The organism is Ruegeria sp. F11, from assembly GCF_056533855.1.
Genome location: NZ_JBQFOW010000005.1, coordinates 264,997 through 288,602, shown reverse-complemented (window position 1 = coordinate 288,602; position 23,606 = coordinate 264,997). Strand labels below are relative to the sequence as shown.

The 23,606-nt window shown below is 55.5% G+C and carries 19 protein-coding genes and 1 pseudogene; 14 read left to right on the top strand and 6 right to left on the bottom strand.

Features of this window, described 5'->3' with window-relative positions; all coding sequences use genetic code 11:
- Positions 1 to 13 precede the first annotated feature (13 nt).
- Both ACR0NJ_RS09005 and ACR0NJ_RS09000 read right to left on the bottom strand, forming a co-directional pair.
- Entirely contained in the window at positions 14 to 1,441 is a 1,428-nt protein-coding gene (locus ACR0NJ_RS09005; RefSeq protein ID WP_480816795.1) for a trypsin-like serine protease, read from the bottom strand.
- Between the two features lie 153 nt (positions 1,442 to 1,594).
- A complete protein-coding gene (locus tag ACR0NJ_RS09000) occupies positions 1,595 to 2,371 on the bottom strand; it encodes a hypothetical protein (protein ID WP_480816794.1) in 777 nt (258 codons plus the stop codon).
- A gap of 183 nt (positions 2,372 to 2,554) precedes the next feature.
- Between ACR0NJ_RS09000 and ACR0NJ_RS08995 the strand changes: the two are divergent.
- Positions 2,555 to 3,312 (top strand): annotated as a pseudogene (locus ACR0NJ_RS08995) (IS5 family transposase).
- Positions 3,313 to 3,473: 161 nt separating this feature from the next.
- On the opposite strand, the gene ACR0NJ_RS08990 reads toward ACR0NJ_RS08995, so the two are convergent.
- Positions 3,474 to 4,466: a serine protease gene (locus tag ACR0NJ_RS08990; RefSeq protein ID WP_480816793.1), complete on the bottom strand. Its 993-nt coding sequence runs from the start codon at positions 4,464 to 4,466 to the stop codon at positions 3,474 to 3,476.
- A gap of 33 nt (positions 4,467 to 4,499) precedes the next feature.
- The gene (locus tag ACR0NJ_RS08985; RefSeq protein ID WP_480816792.1) at positions 4,500 to 6,206 is read right to left on the bottom strand and encodes a trypsin-like serine protease; all 1,707 of its coding nucleotides are present in this window, start codon (positions 6,204 to 6,206) and stop codon (positions 4,500 to 4,502) included.
- 1,609 nt (positions 6,207 to 7,815) lie between these two features.
- Here ACR0NJ_RS08985 and ACR0NJ_RS08980 point away from each other — a divergent pair.
- From ACR0NJ_RS08980 to rpsD, 6 genes are all read left to right on the top strand, one after another.
- Positions 7,816 to 8,487 (top strand): hypothetical protein, encoded by a 672-nt coding sequence (locus ACR0NJ_RS08980; protein WP_480816791.1) that lies wholly within the window; start codon positions 7,816 to 7,818, stop codon positions 8,485 to 8,487.
- A gap of 5 nt (positions 8,488 to 8,492) precedes the next feature.
- Positions 8,493 to 10,754, top strand: a complete 2,262-nt coding sequence (locus ACR0NJ_RS08975; protein ID WP_480816790.1) for a DDE-type integrase/transposase/recombinase — start codon at positions 8,493 to 8,495, stop codon at positions 10,752 to 10,754.
- Positions 10,751 to 11,752: a TniB family NTP-binding protein gene (locus ACR0NJ_RS08970; RefSeq protein ID WP_480816789.1), complete on the top strand. Its 1,002-nt coding sequence runs from the start codon at positions 10,751 to 10,753 to the stop codon at positions 11,750 to 11,752. Before ACR0NJ_RS08975 ends, ACR0NJ_RS08970 begins: the two co-directional genes overlap by 4 nt.
- Positions 11,706 to 13,595, top strand: a complete 1,890-nt coding sequence (locus ACR0NJ_RS08965) for a TniQ family protein (protein ID WP_480816788.1) — start codon at positions 11,706 to 11,708, stop codon at positions 13,593 to 13,595. The genes ACR0NJ_RS08970 and ACR0NJ_RS08965 overlap by 47 nt, the downstream gene beginning before the upstream one ends.
- 367 nt (positions 13,596 to 13,962) lie before the next feature.
- On the top strand, positions 13,963 to 14,409 hold the full coding sequence (locus tag ACR0NJ_RS08960; protein WP_480816787.1) for a hypothetical protein: 447 nt from the start codon (positions 13,963 to 13,965) through the stop codon (positions 14,407 to 14,409).
- Between the two features lie 251 nt (positions 14,410 to 14,660).
- Positions 14,661 to 15,281 carry a 30S ribosomal protein S4 gene (gene rpsD, locus ACR0NJ_RS08955; RefSeq protein WP_480816786.1) on the top strand — a complete coding sequence of 207 codons (621 nt, stop codon included), beginning with the start codon at positions 14,661 to 14,663 and terminating at the stop codon, positions 15,279 to 15,281.
- Here rpsD and ACR0NJ_RS08950 read toward each other — a convergent pair.
- Positions 15,266 to 15,484 carry a hypothetical protein gene (locus tag ACR0NJ_RS08950; protein ID WP_480816785.1) on the bottom strand — a complete coding sequence of 73 codons (219 nt, stop codon included), beginning with the start codon at positions 15,482 to 15,484 and terminating at the stop codon, positions 15,266 to 15,268. The two genes, rpsD and ACR0NJ_RS08950, sit on opposite strands and share 16 nt — an antisense overlap.
- On the opposite strand from ACR0NJ_RS08950, the gene hisC reads away from it, so the two are divergent.
- Genes hisC through ACR0NJ_RS08935 form a run of 3 tightly spaced genes read left to right on the top strand, consistent with a single transcriptional unit; the run spans position 15,483 to position 18,336 of the window.
- Positions 15,483 to 16,568 (top strand): histidinol-phosphate transaminase, encoded by a 1,086-nt coding sequence (hisC, locus tag ACR0NJ_RS08945; protein ID WP_480816784.1) that lies wholly within the window; start codon positions 15,483 to 15,485, stop codon positions 16,566 to 16,568. The two genes, ACR0NJ_RS08950 and hisC, sit on opposite strands and share 2 nt — an antisense overlap.
- On the top strand, positions 16,565 to 17,482 hold the full coding sequence (locus ACR0NJ_RS08940) for a prephenate/arogenate dehydrogenase family protein (protein ID WP_480816783.1): 918 nt from the start codon (positions 16,565 to 16,567) through the stop codon (positions 17,480 to 17,482). Before hisC ends, ACR0NJ_RS08940 begins: the two co-directional genes overlap by 4 nt.
- Entirely contained in the window at positions 17,482 to 18,336 is an 855-nt protein-coding gene (locus ACR0NJ_RS08935; protein WP_480816782.1) for an extensin-like domain-containing protein, read from the top strand. Before ACR0NJ_RS08940 ends, ACR0NJ_RS08935 begins: the two co-directional genes overlap by 1 nt.
- Here ACR0NJ_RS08935 and ACR0NJ_RS08930 read toward each other — a convergent pair.
- A complete protein-coding gene (locus ACR0NJ_RS08930; protein WP_480816781.1) occupies positions 18,333 to 19,334 on the bottom strand; it encodes a DUF2125 domain-containing protein in 1,002 nt (333 codons plus the stop codon). The genes ACR0NJ_RS08935 and ACR0NJ_RS08930 overlap by 4 nt on opposite strands.
- Positions 19,335 to 19,401: 67 nt before the next feature.
- Between ACR0NJ_RS08930 and ACR0NJ_RS08925 the strand changes: the two genes are divergently transcribed.
- From ACR0NJ_RS08925 to ACR0NJ_RS08910, 4 genes are all read left to right on the top strand, one after another.
- Positions 19,402 to 19,932, top strand: a complete 531-nt coding sequence (locus tag ACR0NJ_RS08925; RefSeq protein ID WP_480816780.1) for a gamma-glutamylcyclotransferase — start codon at positions 19,402 to 19,404, stop codon at positions 19,930 to 19,932.
- A gap of 69 nt (positions 19,933 to 20,001) precedes the next feature.
- The gene (locus ACR0NJ_RS08920) at positions 20,002 to 21,183 is read left to right on the top strand and encodes a biopolymer transporter ExbB (protein WP_480816779.1); all 1,182 of its coding nucleotides are present in this window, start codon (positions 20,002 to 20,004) and stop codon (positions 21,181 to 21,183) included.
- A gap of 3 nt (positions 21,184 to 21,186) precedes the next feature.
- Positions 21,187 to 22,929, top strand: a complete 1,743-nt coding sequence (locus tag ACR0NJ_RS08915; protein ID WP_480816778.1) for a peptidoglycan -binding protein — start codon at positions 21,187 to 21,189, stop codon at positions 22,927 to 22,929.
- Between the two features lie 4 nt (positions 22,930 to 22,933).
- Positions 22,934 to 23,536, top strand: a complete 603-nt coding sequence (locus tag ACR0NJ_RS08910) for a histidine phosphatase family protein (RefSeq protein WP_480816777.1) — start codon at positions 22,934 to 22,936, stop codon at positions 23,534 to 23,536.
- The last annotated feature ends 70 nt before the right edge of the window (positions 23,537 to 23,606 follow it).

The window sequence follows — 23,606 nt, the reverse complement described above, 5'->3', positions numbered from 1 at the left end:
CAGAAATTCGGAGCTATTCGATCAATTCAGAAAGCCAATTTAGAACAGCTTCGTTTTCAAGCGAAGTGTAGATACCTCCTGCCCCGCAGAGTATATCTTCAGTCATGCTTCGACTGGTTACGCCAACCAAAATCATTGGCCCCCCACTTGTTTCTTGCACGTGAAGACCGCCACCGCTATCTGCATAGCAAGTGTCCGCTGGTTGGCGCCCAGCCATAGACTCAAGGTCAGCCTTGCACCCATTTACAGATTCGTCTGTTGCACTGCATTTGCGGCTTATAAAATCGATCTCGGCGTAATTTTTGCTGCCCGGCCACCATTTGTTGTCGCTCTCACCAAAACCAACTGCATATAGCTTGCCCAATTTCGCGGTGCCTGCACTGATTCCGGAGATTGGCTCAACTGGCAAAATCAATTCCCTAAGATCCCTTGGGAGACTTTCAGCCAATTCGACTAAGGCGAGATCCACTTTGGCACGCATGGCTGCTTGTTTATCTCGGCCATAATCAACACAAAAGCCCTTGTCGAAGAACTCGACATGTGAACTGAGTGAAAGGCTGGTCCTAATCCCAGGCAACAAAGTACCATCGCGAACCAGGGTCTCTCCGAAAAAGGCGTTCAGTGGGGAGACGCCGCACACGCAGTGGGCAGCAGTAAGAATCTGGCGTTCCGACACCAGTGTCCCACTACAAAGAACACGGCCACCATCATATTGAAGGGCCACAGTCGTTGGAAATGAAAAGCGATTTACCCGGCTTGCGTAGGAGCCGGAATCATCACTGGAAGCCCCAAATCCCATACCTGCAACTACATTGACTTCAGCACCCGATCCTCCGCTTGAGCTTCCACCACTTTTGCCGCCACGAGGGGTGATGGGTCCTGCACCTGTCCCACCACACACCGCGGTTGGGCCACAATGCGCATCCGGATCTAGAGGAACTGGCGGTTGCCAAATAGCGACCGGCAGATCGATTTCAAACCCACCTTCAAAATCGTAGTTGTTAATGTTGCTTTGCGTAATGCCTTGGTTAGTCCAATATTCTTCAAGATAGAGTAAGTCTTGACCTATGTTGGGGAGAATTGTGGCATCCGAGCCGCTAGGTAGAAGGTTGCCCAGCGAGGTTGTGTTGTTTCCGTCTCCATTGGCCCCAGAACCGAAACCGGTGTTAAAACCTCCACTCGCACTAGAGCCATCTCCAACTCCGCCACTTATCCCGCCGCCTCCACCGCTGGTCCCGCCGCCAAAACCACCTCCACCGCTGGTCCCGCCGCCAAAACCACCTCCACCGCTGGATCCTCCGCCAGAACCGCCGCCGCCAAACTGTGCGAATTGAATTAGCGAAGAGTTATCAAATTCAGCAGATACAATCTCCGGAACACATAACAAAAGTGTTGTTATAAGACTAAGCTGTCGACGACGTGCATTCCAACAACAAAACATTATTTTTTCCCTTCAGCTATTTAAATAACCCAGCTTTTTGAGAAATATATGCGCTCCGAATAGGATTGGATTTTTCAGATCGGTATTGGCAATGGCGAAGAACCAACACTGGAACATTTAATGGTTTTAGAGGAGAGCTTTCCGCACACTAACTTACTGCGACAATATCAACGCAGCTTGATTCGGCGTTGCACCAATATTGGTAACACGCCATAATGGGCTTTCTGTTGCTCCTGATACCACTTGAGTATTGCCAGGCTCTATAAACTCCAAGCGCACAGGTCTAATGCAAACATTTAGTGGATCATCAAATGTTTCATTTACAGTCAGCTCTTCCTTTCTTTCGACTTTTACATTGGGTTTTGCAGAGAACAAATCTGTTACTTTTGCCTCCCCTCCAAGGGACGCTTCATTTTCTGCACTCAGTTTAATTTCTACGCCTTTAGCTTGAATTGAATCACGAACTAAAAAGTACTCACTACCGGAAACCGGTTCTATTGTTTCACCCGCTAAATCAGCAACCGCGCGAAAACCCGCATCGTTCATTAGTTCAAATTGGCCATTCTTAAATGCCACTTTAGATACTTTTGAAGCGGCGACCTTGGCTTCTGCGTCAGCAGTGGCTGCGTCTGGCAATTCAAGTAGTGAAAAGTTTAATCCAGCTGACCTAGAAACTTCCGCGATGTATGAACCAAGCGCAGCCTTAAATGAAAAGGTTTCTGCCTGCTGGCTAAATTGGTCCACCAATAGCTCTGCACCCGTCTTGTCTACTCTGTATACATAGCCTGGACTATAGGCTTCCGAAGGTGTTGTGGAACAGTAGTAACCAGTCGGAACCAACTGCGATGAAACATCATTGAGATCATCACGTGTTGTGCACGCAGAAAGAACAAAAATCGAAAGGAACCCCATAACGGAAGTAGACTTCATAGCAATCCCCCAAAACCTGGAAATTAAATTGGTATTATATTCGAGATCACGGCATAAACTTATCTAAGTGAGTTTGCATAGACATGTGCTGCCTGTCAACTTTGGCTAATTTCGCCTAGGATCAGGAACCATTCATTTTTGCTAATGGGGATGATTCACCTCTCAAAAACGAGAGCGGTAAACGTGTCTGATATTCTTTGGTTGAGCGACGGGCAGATGGTGCGTCTGGAGTCACTCTTTCCAAAATCCCACAGGAAACCTCGCGCTGATGACAAACGGATTCTGCACGGGATTATCTTCATCAATCGCAATGGCTTACGCTAGCGTGATGCGCCCAAGTAATACGGTCCACACAATACGCACTACAATCGTTCGAATCGATGGGGTGACAAGGGCACCGTTGCGCAAATGCTGATGGGATTGGCGGCTGATCACGGAGAGGAAAAGACCGTCATGATCGACGCAACCTATCTCAAGGCCCATCGCATGGCGGCCAACCTCGCGGTGAACAAAGAGGACGTAGACGCTTGATTGGCCGAGCCAATGGCGGCATGAGTACCAAGCTGCACGCTATCTGCCATAGCAAAGGAGGCCCAATGAACCTGCTTGTGACCTCTGGGCAGGTCAGCGATTACATTGGCGCAAGGGCATTGCTGGATAGCCTGGTGACCGTCGATTTGCAGCGCGGGGATCCTGGCTATGGTGCCGATTGGCTCACGGAAGCCTTGAAAGACAAAGGGATACGTCCTTGTAATCCGGGCCAGAAACAACGGAAGACGACCGTCCGATACGACAAGCGGCGCTACAAAAGGCGCAACCGCATCGAGATCATGTTCGATAGGTTCGAGGATTGGCGGCGTGAGGCCACCCGATACGACAGATGCGCGAAGGTCTTCCTATCCGCAATCGCCCTCGCAACACTCGTAGTATATTGGCTATGAGTCCTGAGCCAAGGACTGACTGCGCGTTATAGCTCGCTATAATAGGTGCCCAAAAGCCTTCTTCCCCGCCGTCGCTCTCGCCGCCATTGTCGTTTTCTGGCTACGAGAAAAACAGAGGCCTGTCTCTTAAGTCTCTTCGTATTTTTTTGGCGACCGTGGAGCTATGGCTGCATTAGAGCCAGCACCTGCTCTTCAAGCCAATCGACGTAAACCGAGACCCGGGTGTAAACGCCGAACAAATCGTTACTTCCGCAACCCTTGCCCCAACTAATCACGCCAACCAACACAGCGTCACTGGTTTCGGCGAAACCAATCGATCCCCTGTGTTGATAGATTAACGGTCCTCCACTGTCCCCTTGGCAACTGTCGAAAAAGCCGCTCACGAAGCCTGCGCAAAGCATGCCCGGTGTTATTTCCGAACCGTGCACACTAAACTTTTCGGAACAAAGGTCCTGAGAGACAAGCGGTAGAACAACCTGTCTTAGCAACAATGAGTCCGAGCCAGTCTCCGTGATGCCCCAACCTTGTGCAACCAAGGCCAAATAATCCTGATTGATCCAGCTCGTATCTGAAAGAGTCGGCAAGCGAATTGAAACTCGTTCTGTGACATCGAAGTGAACGTTTTGAGGAGGAGAAAGCTCAAGTATGGCAATATCATGTTCATATGTTCCGGGTTTGTATTGTGCGTGAGAAACCGCGGAAACGACTGATTGCCTTTCAACGCCAGCATGTTTTCGATCTCGATTCCCCCCAACAACATTTATTCGCGTCACATCCAGCATCGTCCCGTCGTCGTTCTGAATGCAGTGCGCGGCAGTGACCAACCACACCGGTTGAGTCCAAGTGGAGTCCCATTTGACTACTTCCCGTTCACCTTGTGCATTGGTACGTGTTCTGGGATGCACAAACGACCCAGCACAAAAAAAACGCCATGAATTGTCGTCGTTCGGAATATGCTGATATTCCAGTGATGCCGCCCAAGGGCCTTGCCCCGGCGGCACTTCCTCGCCTCCGAGAATTCGCCCGGAAAGGGACCTTGCCTTACTGCCTGCCGGTGCGATCTGTCCTTCAGGCAAACCTTGAGCAAAGGCGTGAAAACTCTCCGGAAAAACCAAGTAAACCAATAACGCCAATGTAAGTTGAAAGCGTCGCAATGTGATATCCCCCTTCAATAAGTTTCAAGTTATTCAATCATTTAAATTCTCTGTCAGCCAAACCCTAATTGGTTCGTATTCCAGCGATGTATAGATACCGCCATCCCCGCATTGGATCGCAGAGGAAATCCCTCTACTTGTCACGCCCACCAGAATCATCTCTTGTCCTAGGCCTTGCTGAACGTAAAGCCCTCCACCGCTATCTGCATAGCAAGTGTCAGCTGGGGAACGACCGGCCGAGATTTCGGAACCAGCCTTGCACCCGTTCTGGGTCTCGTCGTTAGTCGTACAGGGGCGGCTATAGAAATCGATTTCCGCATAACTCTTGTTTCCTGGCCACCACCGATTGTTGCTTTCTCCGAAGCCTGCAACAAACAGTTTCCAAGGTTTAGCACTTGCCACGTTTATTCCAATTATTGGATCGAGAGGTAGTATCGTCCTGGCTAGTAGAGCGGGCAGCTCTTGGTCCAAACCAATAAGTGCAAGATCAATCCTACTTCTAAGCGCTTCCTCCGCGTTCGAGTTGTAGTGATCGCAAAATGCATCATCGTAAAACTCAATGTTTGAGCTTAAGGGTATGGAAGCTCTAACTCCGGGCAAGACAACATTCTGCAATACGACAGTTTCGCCGAAAAAGGCATCGAGGGGTGCTGCACCACACACGCAATGGGCAGCCGTCAACACCTTTTTTCGCGAGACTAACGTGCCGCTGCAACGCACTGCTCCAGCCTCGTACTGCAAGGCTACAGTTGTCGGAAATGAAAGACGATTTGCCCTTGCAGCTGGTGAACCGGAATCTTTCGAGGCAGCTTCAAACCCAAAACCGGCAAAGACCGGCGACCCACTACCGCCAGATAAACCGGCCCAAGGGTCTCCACCGCTTAAGCTTGGCGGAGCAATGGGGCCAGCACTGGGTCCGCATGCCGAAGTGGGACCGCAGTGTGCCGTTGGGTCAGCTACAGGACCGGCAAGAGGTCCGCATGCAAAATTCGTCACCGGCGATACCGCTGCAAGTGGACCACAATGAAAATTAAGCCATTTCGGCTCTGTCACGGCATCACGTTCTAAAAACCCTGTGTAAAAGCCGTGCGCCTCAAGTTGCGACAAAACCTCATCAAGATTGAGATTTTCCACCCGTCCTATTTCTCCCATTCGGGAAGCCAATCCTGGACGCGAGGAAGCAATTTCAGCACGGTAGTTCTCGTAAGTTTGATCATGCCTAATCCAAAAATTTATTATGCTGGAGCGGGAATCGTACAAATCGTAATCTGCACTCGCATCGTAAGAGCCTATATTTCCAAACAAATTTCCGAAATGTTCTTGGACTTGCTCGCGGGTGGTGAATTCACCGCCAAGGGCTACATCTCCCTGTCCCAAATTTGGCTGGCCCCAAATCTGTTGACCTAGGTTATTTTGTCCAAAGCCTTGCTGTCCGAGGCCTTGTTGACCTAGGTTATTTTGTCCAAAGCCTTGCTGTCCGAGGCCTTGTTGACCTAGGTTGTTTTGTCCAAAGCCCTGCTGTCCGAGGCCTTGTTGACCTAGGTTATTTTGTCCAAAGCCTTGCTGAACTAAGGCTTGGGCCAACTCGATTTCAGGACTGGAACCGTCGCCTGCTTTACCGCTCGTCGTGTAGAACACAAGAAACGCAGCCGCTCCGAGTAAGATATTCGAAGCATGGAATATCGGTTGTTTCAAATTCACAATGTCGCACTCCAGTAATAATCTGGATTCAGAAGGCATGCTACGCGATGAGATTTATTTCGTCTATGAAAACTGACTTTCTAGTGTCCCACTTATTTTTTTTTGGACGCTTCAGTAGTATCTAGGCTGTTTTCGGTTTCTGTATGGGGGTCAGGCTATTGACCTCCTCGCCTTTAATGAGGTGTAATATTGCGAGACTGGTTTCTCGGACCTCGTCGCAGCAAAAAATACACTTTTTATTTCAACCACTTCGAGTTTCATGGACGACCGTTTTTGCGACGTGAGCCGCGTTGCAACAGCGGATGCGCCGCATGAACAGGATATTGCTACGCCAGCGAAGGCCAAAAACTCAAAGTCGGTATCGTTGCGCTGTTCGTAAATTCAAATCTACTATTCCGAACGGCTGAAACTTCTCCAACTCACTCCGGTGCTAGACATCTGAGCAATGCTTGTTGACTGGCTTTTTACGCCCCTGTCGGGCCAATTCTTCCTGTATCAATAGCATGAAACCCCAAATATCGACACCTGGGCTGTTGGAGTTTCGCGAGCCACGCCAGTTGCTGCGAACGTGACTAGCGCGCTGCCAGTCCGCAGCCGAATCGGCGCAATATCACTATTGGACTAACCGCCGCGAAACCGTCCCGATTGATTGACTGCGATAGTGTCGGACCACAATGAGCGGAGACTGTCGTGGGTTCCAAAGAGCCCCGGCTCCAGTTTCAACAAGCGGCGAATCACCTCGCTCAGGACACGGGTGATCTGGCTGTTGAGGCCATTTGACCAGACTAAAGTGAAGGAATTCTATTCTTACACTTGAGCGCTCTCTCATGCCGCAACGACAACTATCTCTCTTTCAATTTATCCTTACTCGGAAGAAGTGAATTAGGCAGAGCCTAATTCAGGGTCGCATTTTGCAATGCAAGAGCTCCCAAGGATAAATGTTTAAAAACAGTACCTTATTGAGAATTCTGCGGGAATTTGGTATGCTGATTGGCGTGTCGAACCTATCCCAAACTGGGGGGTGCACGAAATGAACGCGAGGCTGAGAGATATGCCATTCGTTGTAGATAAATTTGCTGCTGGTGACGCAGTGCTGAGTTCGGAGGCACCTTTTCGTTGAAAAAGACGAAAAGCACAAATCGGCTAATCAAGGAGGTAGCCAGTTGTTTAGAGTGGGGTCGAATGATCTGACAAATTAGTCACACTTTATCGGCGTAAAAGTCACGTCATCTGTACCCGCATCTTTTCCCTTGCGCAGACCTCCGAGTTTTGAGTACGAGGAACGCCCATGCAAAATGCTGACCATCATATCGCGCCCAATCAGATACGGGTTTTCTGAGTTTCCGATCCGTTGGTAGCTCTCTTCAGCGATAGGTTCACATATCCTTCTTCTGCTGTGAGCTCCTGTAGGCACTAAGTCGATATGAGGCGCTTGTCATGGCGTTTACTACAAAACTTTTGGGGTTCTTGAAGATGTGTTGCGATAGCCATCGCGACATCACTCCTTCTTTTGCTCCGCGTTTCTTGAATCTCACGCGAATAGCCGTGTGATCGGGCGGTTTCGGCCGCCTGCTTCCCACCAAAATTCAAATCACGAGTTTTTCTACCGAACGCGTTCGGTGGGCTCGATAAGACGTGAGGTATTCACATGAAGAAGAACTTTCCTGACGGAATCCGGCTCCCGTCAGATTTTCGTTCAGACCGTGCCATTGCGAAAGCCGCGAAACGCCATTGCACTGCTTACACCGTGATCGGTTCAAACCCGGGTGTAAGGGTTCAGGCGGAGTCTCATCTTGAGTTGGCCAATCTGCTGGTAATGCACGCGCAGCTCGAGGTTGAAGACATCTTCGATCAAGTGCGGTTCCGTTGGAATGGCTTCAGCGAAAAGGTGCGAGAGCATGTGTTTGATTACGTGGCGCACATCCGTGGAGGCTCTAAAGTTGCTTTCGCCGTAAAGCCAAGCTTTCAGGCCACGAAGTCGGTATTTGTAGAAAAAATGCAAGAGGTTGCGTGGTTCTCCGTTCAGTCTGGCTTTTGCGATGAAGTACGTATCCTGACGGAACGCAGCGCAGATCAGGTTGAAAAGAGGAATGCAGAGCTTTTCTGGGGCGTGCGGCAGCCTATGCCTAGTGCTGACGACGTAGCTTGGAATGTAGCTCAAGACCTTCTGGGCGCAGCCTCGCTGCGTGACCTTACAATCAAAACTGGACTTGGTGCCGACGGTTGGCGAGCGCTCGTGCGCTTGGTTGCCGCTCAACACCTTGTGCCACTTACCCGCGAAATCATCGACCCCCAAACACTTGTCCAACGGAAAGGATAATTCCCATGACTGTTCACTATGATCTGACCAAGAAAATGGCTGAAGCGAAGAATACCGCAAGCGCTTCAACAAAAAGCCGCTTCGAAATCTCGATGCATGACCGCGTAACTATTGCAGGCAAACGTATGCGGTTGGCCGGCAAAACTGCAAACGGCTATGTCCTTTACCCAACTTCCGGATCAGGACTTGCCGAGTTTTTTGGTTATGAAGAATTGAGCCGTCGCAACGCCTCTGGCGAAATTGTGCATGAACGTAACCACTTCCTGCCCAAGGCGGATCGCAATCAAAACTTCAATAACTCTATCTCGCTGTTCGATTTGACGGAAAAGCAGAAAGAGCGGTTCTGGAAACGCTACAGCTTGGTAAGCGCATATCTGGAGCTGGAAAGCGAGGATCGTGTCTCACCAAATGACAAGTCGATCAAGGAGTGTATGGCGGAAATTTGTCAATTGGCCGCAACAATTGCCTCGGAAGAGATGCGGACCCCAGAAGAGTGCATGCGCGACGAAGAAATTCGGTCTGGAAAGCGGCGTCGTCGTCAGGGCGGCAAACGGATTGTAGGGAGCGTTGAGCCCGTCCATGCGACCACACTGAGGAAGTGGGTGACTGCATATCGTCGCAACGGCAAGCTTGGTCTCATCGATAGCGTTCATAACCGCGGAAATCGGTATAGTTACTTCAGCTCCGAAGAGAAAAAATTGCTCGATGCAGAAACACGAAAAAGTTACTTCAATCTCAACCGACCGACTCAAAAGAAGACTACCGAAGACGTTCAGCGGGCGTTTGAAAGGGTCAACGAGGAACGTGAAAAAGAGGGTCTGACCCCATTCCGCGTGCCTAGTCGCGATGCAGTGCGCCGATGCATCAAGAGCTATAGTGAGTTCGAAGTTTTGCTGCACCGGTACGGGTACGACGAGGCGATGAAACGCTGCAAGCCGGTAGGGCGGGGAATTGAGACTTCTCGATTGCTCCAAAAGGCTCAAATGGATGAATGGCGGGTCGATCTTTGCACCCTTGTGAACAGCACAGGTCTTGGCGAACTGTTCAATCAGAAAGAGCTCGAGGACCTTGGTTTGCTTGGCGAAAAGGGGGCAAAGAGCACACGTTGGTGGTTGTCTGTCATGATTGATTGCCGCAGTCGCTGCATTCTTGCGATGAAACTGACGAAGAACCCTAAATCCGCTACGGCAATCGATTGCTTGCAAATGGCGGTACAGGACAAAGGTGCATGGGTGGATGCCGTAGGCGCTGAAGCGGCTTGGGACATGTTTGGTTTGCCGGAAGTCCTTGTTACTGACAATGGAGCTGCCTACAAATCGCAAGAGTTCATCAGCACTTGCCTGGATCTGGGAATTACCGTTGAAAAAACCATCGCCGGCATGCCCGGTATGCGCGGAACAGTCGAAAGGTTTTTCAAGACTGCATCGACGGGGCTTGCTGCCCGACTTCATGGTCGCACGTTTTCGAATTCGATTGAACGCGGAGAACATCCGACAGAGGAGCGCACCTGCTTGAACACAGAAGATCTGTGCTTTGCGCTGGTGCGCTGGATTGTGGACGTTTACCATAATACGCCTCATGAAGGTCTGCACGGCCGGACGCCGCTCGAGCAGTGGAACAAAGACATCGCGGACGGCAACTTCCCCGCGCAGGCGACGCCTGATATGCGCAAGAGGCGGCTGATTTTTGGAAAAAGACTTGAACGGACTCTGAGTAAATCAGGTGTCACAGTCTTGGGTGTTCAGTACCACTCAGAGCAATTGGCGGAGTGGTTTGCGCATCGTGGCAAGCAGGATCTGCAAGTCAGCTGGTTGCCTGAGAACATTGGGACGATCTCTGTGAAGCTTGGGGAATATTGGCATGAAGTGCCAGCGGTTTACGAAGAATTCGACAGTGTTCATGCACAACAGTGGGTTGCAGCTCGACGCAAGATGAAGAGTGCTGAACCGCGCCAAAGGGCGTGGGAGCAAAATGTCGTAGCAAAGGCGCTTGAAGCCATTGACGCAATGAACCTCAAAAAAACGCTCGAGTTTGGTCTGGTTTCACAGGTCTACTCTGAGACACGCATGGCGGCGTTGGAAAAAGAACTGTTTGTCGGATTCACCGTTTCCTCGTCTGAGACACGGCTGGAACAGGGGCCAACGCAGTTTGGCACTACCGTTGCTCCGAAAAAACCGGACTACTTGTCCGAGGACGAGGGTAACCAGGACCGTCATCCACTCGTTGAAAAAGATGTTTGGGAGAGCGACGAGGAGGGTGACAAATGAACCAGACCAACCCAGTTATTGATCCTCAGACTATTATGCAGTCGTTGCGGGCCAAGTACTTCACAAACAATCGGCACCACCAAATTACGCGTGAACTTGACCGTTTGCTTCAACCCGACCAGCAAGGTGGTAGGTTGCCTGCTCCGGAACTCCATGCAGGAGGGCTTGAGGCCAGGGGGCTTATGGTTGTTGCAAAGCCGGGGGATGGCAAAACTACCGCGGTTCACAGGGTTCTGAGTCGCCACCCGGCGTTGCAAGCGGCGACGGGGCAGGATTTGCCTCGGTACATCCGCATTCAGGTGCCAAGTCCAGCGACACTCAAAAGCCTGGGCCGCGCCATTCTCGGAGAACTTGGAATGAACGACGTTTCAGAGCGGGCCCCCGCTTGGGACATCTGGCGTGTCGTGAAGCATCGCTTGTCGTTGTCGGGCATCGTCGTGCTTTGGATCGATGAAGCCCAAGACGTTTTCCTGTCACGCTCAGCACGTGAGATTGACGACATGCTCAAAACGCTGAAATCGCTGATGCAAGGAGACCAAGCAGTGGTTCTCGTTCTCAGTGGCACTGACCGGCTTCTTGAGGTGGCGCGTTATGACCAGCAAGTTGACAGACGGTTCAGAAAAATCATGTCTCGACCGCTCGTCGTGGGCCACCACGAACAAAATCTTCAAGGCTTGATTGATACATACTGTCAGATGGCCGGCATCCGAGCCGACATCGAACCGGATACACTGAGGCGACTTATCCATGGCAGCCGGGGTCTGTTCGGAAGAGCAATCGAGACTATTCTCGCGGCCATCGAACAAGCCCTCTACGAAGAGAGCTGCTGTTTGAAACGATCTCATTTTGCGGAAGCTTGGAGCATCCAAGAAGGCTGTTCTTGGGATCAAAACGTGTTCGAGATCAATGATTGGGCAGCGCTGGAGATCGATAGCGACGCCGAAGAGTTTGATGCAGAACGAACCCGGCGGCAACATCAGCAAGTTGGACGGGGTTGATTCATTGAGTACAATTTTGCCAATGATGCCCATTTTGCCAGGTGAGAGCTTTGTTTCATGGGTCAGCCGGTTCGCCCGTGTTCAATGTGATATGTCTGCGAAAGAGTTTTCTTCTTTTGTGCGTATTCCGCTTCAGGACCTCGCCAGGACCCGAGACAACGCGGTTGAGCAGATGTATCAGCTGACCGGCATTCCTGCGGAGCGACTTACGCAGGGCGGATACAAACAGCTTGCCTTTCGCTACTACAAACATCGAGAAGAAGAGTTCCATTCAGAATTCGTTGCGGGCAATCGGGTAAGTTATTGCCCGCAATGCATCTTGAACGACATCTCGGACTGCCCTGAGTCGTTGAGAATGCCGGTTGGGAAGATCAATTGGGCTTTTTCACCTGTGAGAACTTGTCCCGTTCATTCCGTTCCTTTGGTCCGAGAGCCTGGGAGAGGCCGAGGCAATCTCTTTCTGGATTTGGCTGCCCATATGCCAGACGAAGCGCGATTGGCAAAGCTGGCCGAAATTGGGAAACAGAGGCGCGTCTCTGAACTGCAATCTTACCTTGAAGCCAGGCTTGAAGGGCACCCCGGGCCAGAGTGGCTAGACGGGCAGCTGATTGATCTAGCCTCACGTGCATCTGAAATGCTCGGTGCGTGTATCGCATTTGGTCCAAATGCAAATCTTCCAAGTCTATCGCAAGCGGATTGGGACTTGGCCGGGGCTGTTGGTTACGAGTTTACTCGATGTGGCCCCGAAGGCGTTCGAGAAGGGCTTGAAGCGGTGCAGAAGAAGACGCCATGCTCCAAGGTCCAAGCCGGGCCGCAAGGTGTGTTCGGTGTTCTTTATAAGTGGATTCAGTTCAAAAAAAACCGAAAACCGATTGGGCCGTTTCGGCAGGTTTTCCGTGAACATATTCTGGAAACCATGCCAATTGGTGCGGGAACGATTCTGTTTGGAGAACCCGTTGTGCAGCGGCGGCGTCATTCTGTTGTGTCACTGAGCCAGAAGTTTGGTGTGCATCCCAGAACTGTTCAAAATGCGCTGATGGTCGCCGATCTACTGCCTGCGGACTATGACGCGAAACGGGATTTCGGAGCCATTGACGTTGCTCGTTCTGAAGACCTTCTCAGGAGGATGCGGCGTTCGGTTCCGATTTCTGAGGTTCCAAAATATCTAGGCTGCAAACGGCCCCAAGTGGCGCAGCTCATCGAAGCTGGGATGCTTAAACCAATCGCGGGCTGTAGAGATGGCCGAAGGAGCATTGCTCAGGGAGTTGACGCCAACGACCTGGACAGTTTTGTGAACCGCTTGCGAAGTTTCGGACAGCCCATTTCTGAACCCTCAGAGCGTATGTTGGGAATTACCAATGCGGCTGAAGCCTTGAAAGTGCCCGCTGTCAAGATTGTCGAACTGTTGCTCCAAATGCAACTAACTGGAGTTGAGCTTCTCGACGAAGAACTGCGTTACCAATCTGTACTTGTTGACGTGGCAGAAGTGGGTGAAAAACTCGGTTGCCGAACTGGTTCTCCCGGGAAATCGATTTCGGATGTCGCGCGAAAGCTTGGCCTTTCTGCCACCTCAGTCGACTTCCTTCTTCGAACTCCACCAGACGGAATGGAACCGGTTCTGAAAATTTGCGGACAAACTAGACACATGGGGCAGATGCGTGATCTTGTCAGCCCTGCTAGCGTGGACCGTTTCAAGGTGGACTACCAAAAGATCACCGACGTTGCGACGAGAATGGCAACAACAGTTCCGGAAGCCCGAAGGAAATTAAAATCTCGAGGGATCTTGCCAGTTTGGGAACCCAAAGCGGCGGGAGTGGAGCTCTACAGAACCTCAGAATTCTAGAAGAACAAAAGCTGAAGTAACAGCCGCCCTTCGGGGCGGCTTTTTTGTTGCCCAAATTTTTTTGTGGGCGACAATGAGTTGTCAAGATGGGCGAAGTGGCCGCGGCATAATCAAAGGTGATACTAAATATATATAAAAATCAATGATTTAGTTTTTTGGGGGCTGCCGATTATGGGCTATTTATGCCCAACGGAACAAACAGGCGAAGGACCAGTTTTCAACGCGTTAGTCTTAGACCGGTCCAGCCTTCTGATTCACTTCTGCAACATTCATCTGATTGCTGCATTTCGGTCTCTTTTCCGCCGGAATCGGGACTGATAGTAGAATGTGAGTAAGTGGTGGGCAGTCAAAAGGTGCGAGCAGGCAAATGAGAACCGGATCAAACGGTCGTATAGCCATTTCTTGGAAACAAACGGAACTTGACGGGCTCGAGGCTGCGCCTTTGGCCTTTATGGCCGTTGGTGCTGCGTGGTCCTGGCGAGGGCAGGCGGTGGCGTTGGCTGCTGCTTGTAGCCAGAACCTTGAGCAGGCGGGGACAGCCGGCGGCGTTGTGGCCCGGACCAGCGGCGAAGTGCTGGGGGGCCGTGAACCCTCGGGCCAGATTGTCGGGACCGTTACCCTGTCCAATGGGGCGCAGCGATTCAGCGCGGATCTGATTGCTGACGCGGAAGGCGGCGATCCGGTTTTGGTTTTCGAAGGGACCTGCCCGCCGCGGCATCAGGATTTCTGGATCAGCGAGATTACCGAAATTGCGGTCGTGCAAAACCCCGCAATGGAAAGCCGATCCACAGTCATCGTCTTTCCGGCTCAGTAACGACCACTTAGGCGGGATGTGAATAGGGGGCGCTGGTCGCCCCGCTTGTTTCTCATAAAAATATGCCGTTGTCCGGCGCGGCCTGTTGACTCTGCACAATCGGCGGATATAAGCGCGGCTTCATTGGTGTTGGTGGCCCCCGCAAGGGGATGCCTGTCATGGGGGAAACCTCAAGAGGACAACGCCCTTCATAGTAGGCGCCTACTCCCTTAGCAGGGGAGCGCCTTCGACCACAACGAAGGAGATCAGCCGTGACCAAACGCACGTCTGCCAAGTACAAAATTGACCGCCGGATGGGCGAAAACATCTGGGGTCGTCCGAAATCCCCGATCAACCGTCGTGAATATGGCCCCGGCCAGCACGGCCAGCGCCGCAAGGGCAAACTGTCGGACTTTGGTCTGCAGCTGCGCGCCAAGCAGAAGCTGAAAGGCTACTACGGCGATCTGACCGAGAAGCAGTTCCGCCGCATCTATGCCGAAGCCGAGCGTGTCAAAGGCGACACCGGTGAAAACCTGATCGGTCTGCTGGAGCGCCGTCTGGACGCCGTTGTTTACCGCGCCAAGTTCGTGCCGACCGTCTTTGCAGCACGTCAATTCGTGAACCACGGCCATGTCAAAGTGAACGGCAAGCGGGTCAACATCCCCAGCTATCGCGTCAAAGAAGGCGACGTGATCGAAGTGCGCGACAAGTCCAAGCAACTGGCCGTTGTTCTGGAAGCTGTTGGCCTGGCCGAGCGTGATGTGCCGGATTACATCGACGCCGATCACTCCAAAATGACTGCCACTTTCGTGCGCGCACCGGGCTTGGGCGATGTGCCTTACCCGGTGATGATGGAGCCGAACCTGGTCGTCGAATTCTACGCGAAGAACTGATCTTCGCCGACGTTTCGAATTTGGAAAGGCCGCGCCATTCGGGTGCGGCCTTTTCCTTTTGCGGTGCGGGTCAGGCTGCGGGCGATGCCCGGGAAACCATTCCGAACCCGGCAACGTCCTGCTTCAAAACGGCATGACGGAATTGCCGCTTTTCTCAAGGCGTTGAGGCGGGTATGAGGGGCGCAATCAACGGAGCCTTTCATGACCAAGATCACCCCACAACCCGGCATTATGGATATCGCGCTGTATCAGGGCGGCCAGTCGAAGGTGGCGGGGGTGGAGCATGTGATCAAGCTCAGCTCGAACGAAAACCCGTTTGGTCCCAGCCCCAAGGCGATTGAGGCGGCGCGTGAAAGCGCGGCCACCCTGCATCGCTATCCCGGCACTGACCATGCCAGCCTGCGCGCGGCGATTGGGGCGCGGCACGGGCTTGATCCCGCACGGATCGTCTGCGGCGTCGGCAGTGACGAGGTGCTGCAATTCATTGCTCAGGCTTATGCCGGGCCGGGGGATGAGGCCATCTACACCGAGCACGGATTTTCCATGTACCCGATCATCGCGCGGATGGCCGGGGCTACGCCGGTCATGGTGGCCGAACGCGACCGCAAGGTCGATGTGGACGCCATCCTGAACGCGGTGACAGGCAAGACGCGGATCGTGTTTGTCACCAACCCGGGCAACCCGACCTCGACAATGATCTCGGATGCGGAACTGGAGCGTTTGGCTCAAGGCTTGCCGGACACAACCTTGATGGTTCTAGACGGTGCTTACGCGGAATTCGTGGATGGGTTCGACGGCGGTGCGGCTCTGGTCGACCGGCATGAGAACGTCATCATGACCCGGACCTTCTCGAAAGTGTACGGACTGGGCGGCATGCGGGTTGGCTGGGGCTATGCGCAACAGCCGATCATCGACGTGCTGAACCGCGTGCGTCAGCCGTTCAACCTGTCGCTGACCGCGCTGGCGGCGGCTGAAGCAGCGGTGAACGATGTCGAGTTCCTGTCCTTTTGCCAGTCCGAGAACGCCCGCCTGCGGGTCTGGCTGGCGGATGAACTGGCTAAAATCGGCGTGCCTTCGGACGCGTCCTGCACCAATTTCATCCTCGCGCGGTTTGCCGATCAGGCCGAGGCCGAGGCCTGCGACGATTACCTGAAAACCCAGGGTTTGATTGTGCGCCGGGTTGCGGGCTACAACCTGCCGAATGCCCTGCGGATCACCGTGGGCGATGAAGAGGCCTGCCGCCACGTGGTTGCGGCCATCACCGCGTTCAAAGGGGGCGCTGCATGAGCCAGATTTACGACCGCGTGGCGCTGATCGGGCTGGGCCTGATCGCCTCGTCCATGTTCTGGGCCATCAAACGCGCCGGTCTGGCGGGCGAGGTCACCGGCTATGCCCGGTCTCAGGCCACCCGCGACACCGCCCGCCGCATCGGGTTGTGCGACAGGGTCTGCGACACGGTGGAAAAGGCGGTCGACGGGGCCGATCTGGTTGTGCTGTGTGTCCCGGTCGGCGCGATGGGTGCGGTCGCCAGTCAGATTTCGGCGGCGCTGAAGCCCGGCGCGACGGTCACCGATGTAGGCTCGGTCAAGCGGCACGTCATTCAGGACGTCTCTCCACATATTCCCGAGGGTGTGCATTTCATCCCCGCGCACCCGCTGGCGGGGACCGAGCATTCGGGGCCGGAGTCCGGTTTTGCCGAACTGTTCGACAACCGCTGGTGCCTGCTGGTCCCGGTCGAAGGCTCGGACCCCGAGGCCGTTTCTCGCCTGCGCGGGCTGTGGGAAGGGATGGGGTCTTATGTCGATGAGATGGACGCGGATCACCACGATCTGGTTCTGGCCGTGACCTCTCATGCACCGCACCTGATCGCTTATACGATGGTTGGTGTGGCCGATGATCTGCGCCGGGTGACGGATACCGAGGTGATCAAATACTCGGCCGCCGGTTTCCGCGATTTCACCCGGATCGCCGCGTCGGACCCGACCATGTGGCGCGATGTGTTTTTGACCAACAAGGATGCGACGCTTGAAATCCTTGGGCGCTTTACTGAGGAACTTTTTGCCCTGCAGCGCGCCATTCGAACAGGTGACGGAGACCATCTTTTCGACTATTTCACCCGTACTCGTGCCATCCGGCGCGGCATCATCGACGCGGGGCAGGATACGGATGCCCCCGATTTCGGACGGGGGAAATCAAGCTGATGACAGGGCTTTGGGGGCGGTTTCTGATCGGTTTGGCGGTGTTTTACGCCGCAACGGGTCAGGCCGCGCCTTTGGAAAAGTCTCTGGTCCCAGCCGCACGTCCGGCGGAATACACGGATCTGGCGCTGGCTTCGGCAGCGCTTCCCACGGCAGAGCCGCTGGCGATCACCGCAAAGATCAGACCAGAAACGCGCCCGGTTTCACCGCAAATCCAGGCCGTTGCCGCGCGCCGGGCAGATTTGCCCTTGCTGGGCCCCGATACCTCTTTGATGCCTTACATGCGGCCCAAATCGTTGGAGCAGCAGGTGCTGTTCAAGAAACGCAAACTGCGCAAGGGATCGGTTTGCGGCGACATTGATATTCAGGGCAAAGCGGTCGGCAAAGTGCCGGGCCGGATCAAGGCGTGCGGGGTGAAGGATGCGGTGCAGATCACCTCGGTCTCAGGCGTGCAACTCAGCCGCCCTTCGACGATGGATTGCGGCACCGCCATTGCGCTAAACAAATGGGTCGACAAAACGGTCAAACCGACCTTCAAACGGCGTGGGCCAGTGGTACAGCTACAGGTGGCGGCGCACTACGCCTGCCGGACCCGCAACAACCGCAAGGGCGCGCGGGTGTCGGAACATGGCAAGGGCCGCGCCATCGATATCTCGGGCTTCGTGATGGCGGATGGAGAGGTTGTCACCGTCTATGACGGCTGGCGCAAGAACCCCTCGCAAAAGCAGCTCAAGAAGATCTGGCGCGGGGCCTGTGGGCCGTTCGGCACGGTGTTGGGGCCCAATTCGGATCGCTACCACCGCGACCATTTCCATCTGGACACGGCGCGCTACCGCACCGGACCATACTGCCGTTAACGCAGGATCAGGCGCGGGGCAGGGCCCAGCGGGATCGGGCCCAAGGCCACAAATCCGTCGCGGAAATTCAACTGCACGTCCAATGCGTTCGGGTTGCCGCCAAGACCTGCCAGAAAGTTCAGCGCCGTGGTCACAGGGTCTACCGCCTGATCCGGCAAAGCGCCCGCCGCGTTGGCCATTGCGATCATATCCCGCCAGTTTTCGGCCTTTACCGCGACCTCGCCGGTCGGGATGCCTTGCGCATCCACGTCCAGATGGCCCGTCGCAAACAGGCGCAACTCGCCCCATTTGACCTCGGCCAGTTTCAGGTCGATGGCGACCGGCTGCGGGCGACCCTGTTCCAGCGCGCTGCGGTCCCAGGGTTTGTCAAAGGTGGCGAGCATATCCAGTTCCAGCGCCTCGAACGCCTGCGGCAGGGTCGTGGCCGAGCGCATCAGCCTGCGCAAATCCTCGCCGGGCGCGAAGCCGTCCATTTCGGCGGTGATGGCATAGGCCTCGGGCTGGGCCGTCTGTTCCATCACCAGGCCAAAGGTTTCACCGGCCGCGACGGGGCCGGTTTCTTCGGTGACGGACCAAGGGCCAGCGGTTAGGGCCAATTTCTCCACAACCAGCGCGACACCGGGCTGCAGTTGCAACTCGGCAGTCAGGTCGTTCGCTGTAATCGTCGCGGTTTGGTCGAAGTACGACAGCCGCTGGGGCGTGTCGGCAAAGCGTAACACCTGCCGCCCGGGCCAGATGGCGGGGCTTTGGAACTCGATCCAGTCAGCGCTCCAGGCGGTGCCGGTGACCGGGTCCGCAAGGGCCGGGTTGTTCAGCCGGGTCGTGTGATGCGTGGGATACCCGGCGGTGGCGACATCCGAGAAATCGGCCTGCCAGCCCTGCGCCTGCTGCTGGTCGAACCATCCGGTGATGGCATTGCGCAGCCCGTATCCGGCGATGAACCAGTAGGCGCTCCATGCGACGGCTGCAAAAATGAACACGCGTATCAGTCGGCGCATGAGGAATGGCCCTTTTTCCTGCCCTGAAATTGATGTTTATAGGCCCAAACGAGCAAGGACCAGTGCAATGACGATGTGGGTTTTCGGATATGGATCGCTGCTGTGGAATCCGGGTTTCCCGGTGGCCCGCAGCGAACACGCGACATTGCACGGATACGCGCGGTCCTTCTGCATGAGTTCCATCCACCATCGCGGGACCGAGGAAAATCCGGGCCTCGTGCTGGCGCTGGACGAGCAGGCAGATGCCCATTGCACCGGCCTGGCGCTGGCGGTCGAGGCCGGGCATGAGGACCGCACGCTGCAGGAACTGCGCGAGCGCGAACTGATCTCGTCGGCCTATGTCGAGAAGATGCTGGATGTGGAATTGAAGGGCGGTGAGGTGGTGAATGCGGTGATCTATGTCATCGACGCGGACCACGTGCAGTATTGCGGTGGCCTGCCGCTGGAAGAGCAGGCCCAGATCATCGCCCATGCGGTGGGCGGGCGCGGGCCGAACACCGAATATCTGTACAATACCGCCGAACATCTGGCCGAGATCGGGCTGCGCGATCCCGATCTTGAGTGGTTGTCGCAACGGGTGCGGACCCTTACCGCATAAACCCTTGGCGTCACCGGCGGAACTTCGCTAGATTCGGGCCAGAGCAGGCAAGTACCGGGAACCACGCGCATGGCGCAGGCACGACAGGGCGTAAGACCCCATTTCTCGCATCCCATTCGTCAGATTGTGATGATGTTGGTCGCAATTGGCCTTGCGGGGCTTGGGGTGTTCATGGCGCTGCCCTACGTGCTGCCGGTTTTCTACGCCAACCCCTATCTGAACGGCTTTATCCTGCTGGTCTTCGTCATCGGCGTGTTCGCCTGTTTCTATCAGGTCGGGCAGTTGATCGGCTCGGTCCGCTGGATCGAGGCCTTTGTCGGCGGCGTTGTGCGGGAAGATGCCCGCACGCCGCAGCTCTTGGCACCCTTGGCCTCGCTGCTACGCGAACGGGGCGCGCGGTCGCAGATCAGCAGTACGTCGACGCGGTCTATTCTGGATTCTGTTGCCGAACGGGTCGAGGAAGAGCGTGAGATCACGCGATATATCACCAACGTCCTGATTTACTTAGGCCTTTTGGGTACTTTCTTTGGCTTGGCCACCACAGTCCCGGCCATCGTCGACACGATCCGCAGCCTGAACCCGCAGGAGGGCGAGGAAGGGCTGGCCGTCTTCAACCGCCTGATGACGGGACTTGAGGCGCAGTTGCAGGGCATGGGCGTTGCGTTCGGATCGTCCCTGCTCGGGCTTGCGGGCTCGCTGATCGTCGGCTTGTTGGAATTGTTCGCGGGGCATGGTCAGAACCGCTTCTACCGCGAGTTGGAGGAATGGCTGTCCTCAATCACCCGCGTCGGCTTTGCCGGTGTCGAAGATGGCGCGGGGCCTGAACTTGAGGTTCTGACCCCGGTTCTGGACGCGATGTCGGAACAGATGAACGCGCTGCAGGACTTGTTTTCGGCGCAGGAACTGGACCGGGCCGAGGTCTCGGCCAAGCTGGGTCAGTTGGTGGATGCGATCGGCCAGATGAACACACGGCAGTCCGAGACCGAAGGCGTCACCGCCGCGCTGGAACGGGTGGCCTTGGGGCAGGACGCGCTGCTGGATCACATGCGCGATCACGGCGCGGGCGAAGGGATTGATGCCGAAAGCCGCATGCGCCTGCGCTCGATGGACGTGCAACTGCTGCGCATCCTCGAAGAAATCTCGGCCGGTCGGCAGGAGAGCATGAACGAATTCCGCAAGGATATCGAACTGCTGGTCAAGGCGTTGACGCTGCCGCGTGGCGCGGTACGCAGTACGCCGGACGGAGAGTAACCCATGGCCCTGTCCCGCCGCACAGGTCAACGGTTCCAGGGCTCGGTCTGGCCCGGATTCGTGGATGCGATGACGGGGCTGCTGATGGTGCTGACCTTCGTGCTGACCATCTTCATGGTGATCCAGTTTGTGCTGCGCGAAACCATCTCGGGGCAGGAGGATGAACTGACCACCCTTGCGGATGAGATTACCGCCCTTGCCGGGGCGCTGGGGCTTGAGGAACGGGAAAACAGCCGGTTGCAGGCCCGGCTTGGCGCGCTGAACACCACCCTGTCGCAGGCCGAAGACGATCTGGCGCAGGCGCAGGCGCTGATTTCTTCGTTGACGGTTGAACGGGACCGGCAGGCCGCCGCGCTGGATCAAGCGCAGACGCGTATCACCGATTTCGAAGCTCAGGTTGCCGCTTTGCTGGCCGATCAGGAACGGGCTTTGGGGGACATTGCCGCTTTGGAAACCCAACGGGAACAGCTACTGACCGAGCAGGAAGCGCTGAACCTGGCCCTTGCGCAAAGCCGCAATGAAATTGATGCACAAGCCGAGGCGGCCCGTCTCGCCGCCGCCCGCCGCGGGGCGCTGGAAGCCTTGGTGGCCGATCTGGAACAAAGCGGTGAAGATCGCGCGGCGCAGATCGCCGATCTGGAACAACAGCTAACGGATGAAGAGGCCGCACGGCTGGCCGAAGCCGCCGCCGCCGAAAATCTGCGCACCCGCCTGCAGGACGCGGATGCGGAATTGACGGCGATGACGCTGGCCTTGGAAGCGCAGCGGCAAGAGGCTGAAGATACGCTAACCCTGCTGGCCGCCGCGCAGGCCGCAAAGGCCGAGTTGGAACGGCAGTTCGGGGAGTTGAACGCCGAAGAATTGAAGGCGCAACTGCAGGCCGCGCTAGAGGCTCAGTCGCAGACTCAGGCCGAGGCGGACGCGCAAACGGCGCTGGCCGCGCAACGCGATGCCCTGCTGGCTGTTGCGCGCGACACGTTGTCCGATGAGAAAGCGATTTCAGAGGAAGCACAGCGTGAGGCCGCGCTTTTGAACCAACAGGTCGCGGCCCTGCGCGGTCAGTTGGGATCGCTGCAAGCCCTGCTGGATGATTTCGAAGAACGCAATGCCGCTGCCGAGGTGCAGATCCAGACCTTGGGTCAGGACCTGAACGCCGCGCTGGCCCGTGCCGCCTCGGAAGAGCGCCGCCGCCGCTTGCTGGAAGAGGCCGAGCGCAAGCGTCTGGAGGCCGAGGCCGAAGCTCTGGCCGGTCAAAATCAAGAACTGGCGGAGCAGGCCGAGGATTTGCAGCGCTACCGCTCGGAATTCTTTGGCAGGCTGCGCGATGTTCTGGGAGATCAGGAAGGCGTGCGGATCGAAGGCGACCGGTTCGTGTTTTCGTCCGAGGTGCTGTTTGCCACCGGCTCGGCGATCCTGTCCCCCGAGGGCCGGCAGGAGGTCGCCAAGGTCGCCGATATCCTACGCACCGTGGCGGCAGAAATTCCGCCCGGCCTGAACTGGGTTATCCGGGTCGACGGGCATACCGACAACGTGCCGCTGGCCGGATCGGGGCGCTACAGGGACAACTGGGAACTCAGCCAGGGCCGCGCTTTGTCGGTGGTACGCTACATGGTTGATGCGCTGGGCATTCCGCCCAATCGCCTCGCGGCCAACGGGTTCGGAGAGTTCCAGCCGGTCAATCCTGCAGACACGCCGGAAGCGCGGGCGCAGAACCGGCGGATCGAGTTGAAACTGACGGAAAGATAGGGTTGTGGCGGCTGATCAGCGCGTTGTTCGGTACCTTAGCCATCCGCAGGTGCTGATTGAGCCTTCTGTGGACATACCGAACTGGTCGCTGAACGAAACCGGCAGGTCTCGTGTTGCATTTCTCTCGCAAAACCTGGGCGCGCTAGAAGGGACAATGCGGATCATCAGCAGCGCCGAGACAAAGGCCGTCGAAACCGCTGCTCCGCTGGCTGATGCATTGGGGGTAGAGTTCGAAATCCGCCTGGACATGCATGAAAATGACCGCAGCGCGACGGGTTTTCTGCCGCCAGATGAGTTTGAAACTGTGGCCGATCAGTTCTTCGACAATCCCGATGACAGCATACACGGCTGGGAAACGGCCTCCGACGCGCAGGCGCGCATCGTGCGGGCGGTGTCAGAGTGCCTTTCCGAGCCGGGGCAGGGGGATGTTTTGCTTGTCGGCCATGGCGGCGTTGGCACGTTGCTGTTCTGCGCCTTGGCCGGTGTGCCGATTGACAGGATACATGATCAGGGTCCCGGAGGCGGCGGTAACTGGTTTCAGTTCAGAGCGCAGGACAGGAAGCCATTAAACGGCTGGCGGCCGATGGAGGACTTGGCCAGGCGCTAACCGTCCGCATCCTGAAAAACAAAAGCCCGCTGGTCAGACAGCGGGCTTTCAATGTCAGATCGGTGGTGAT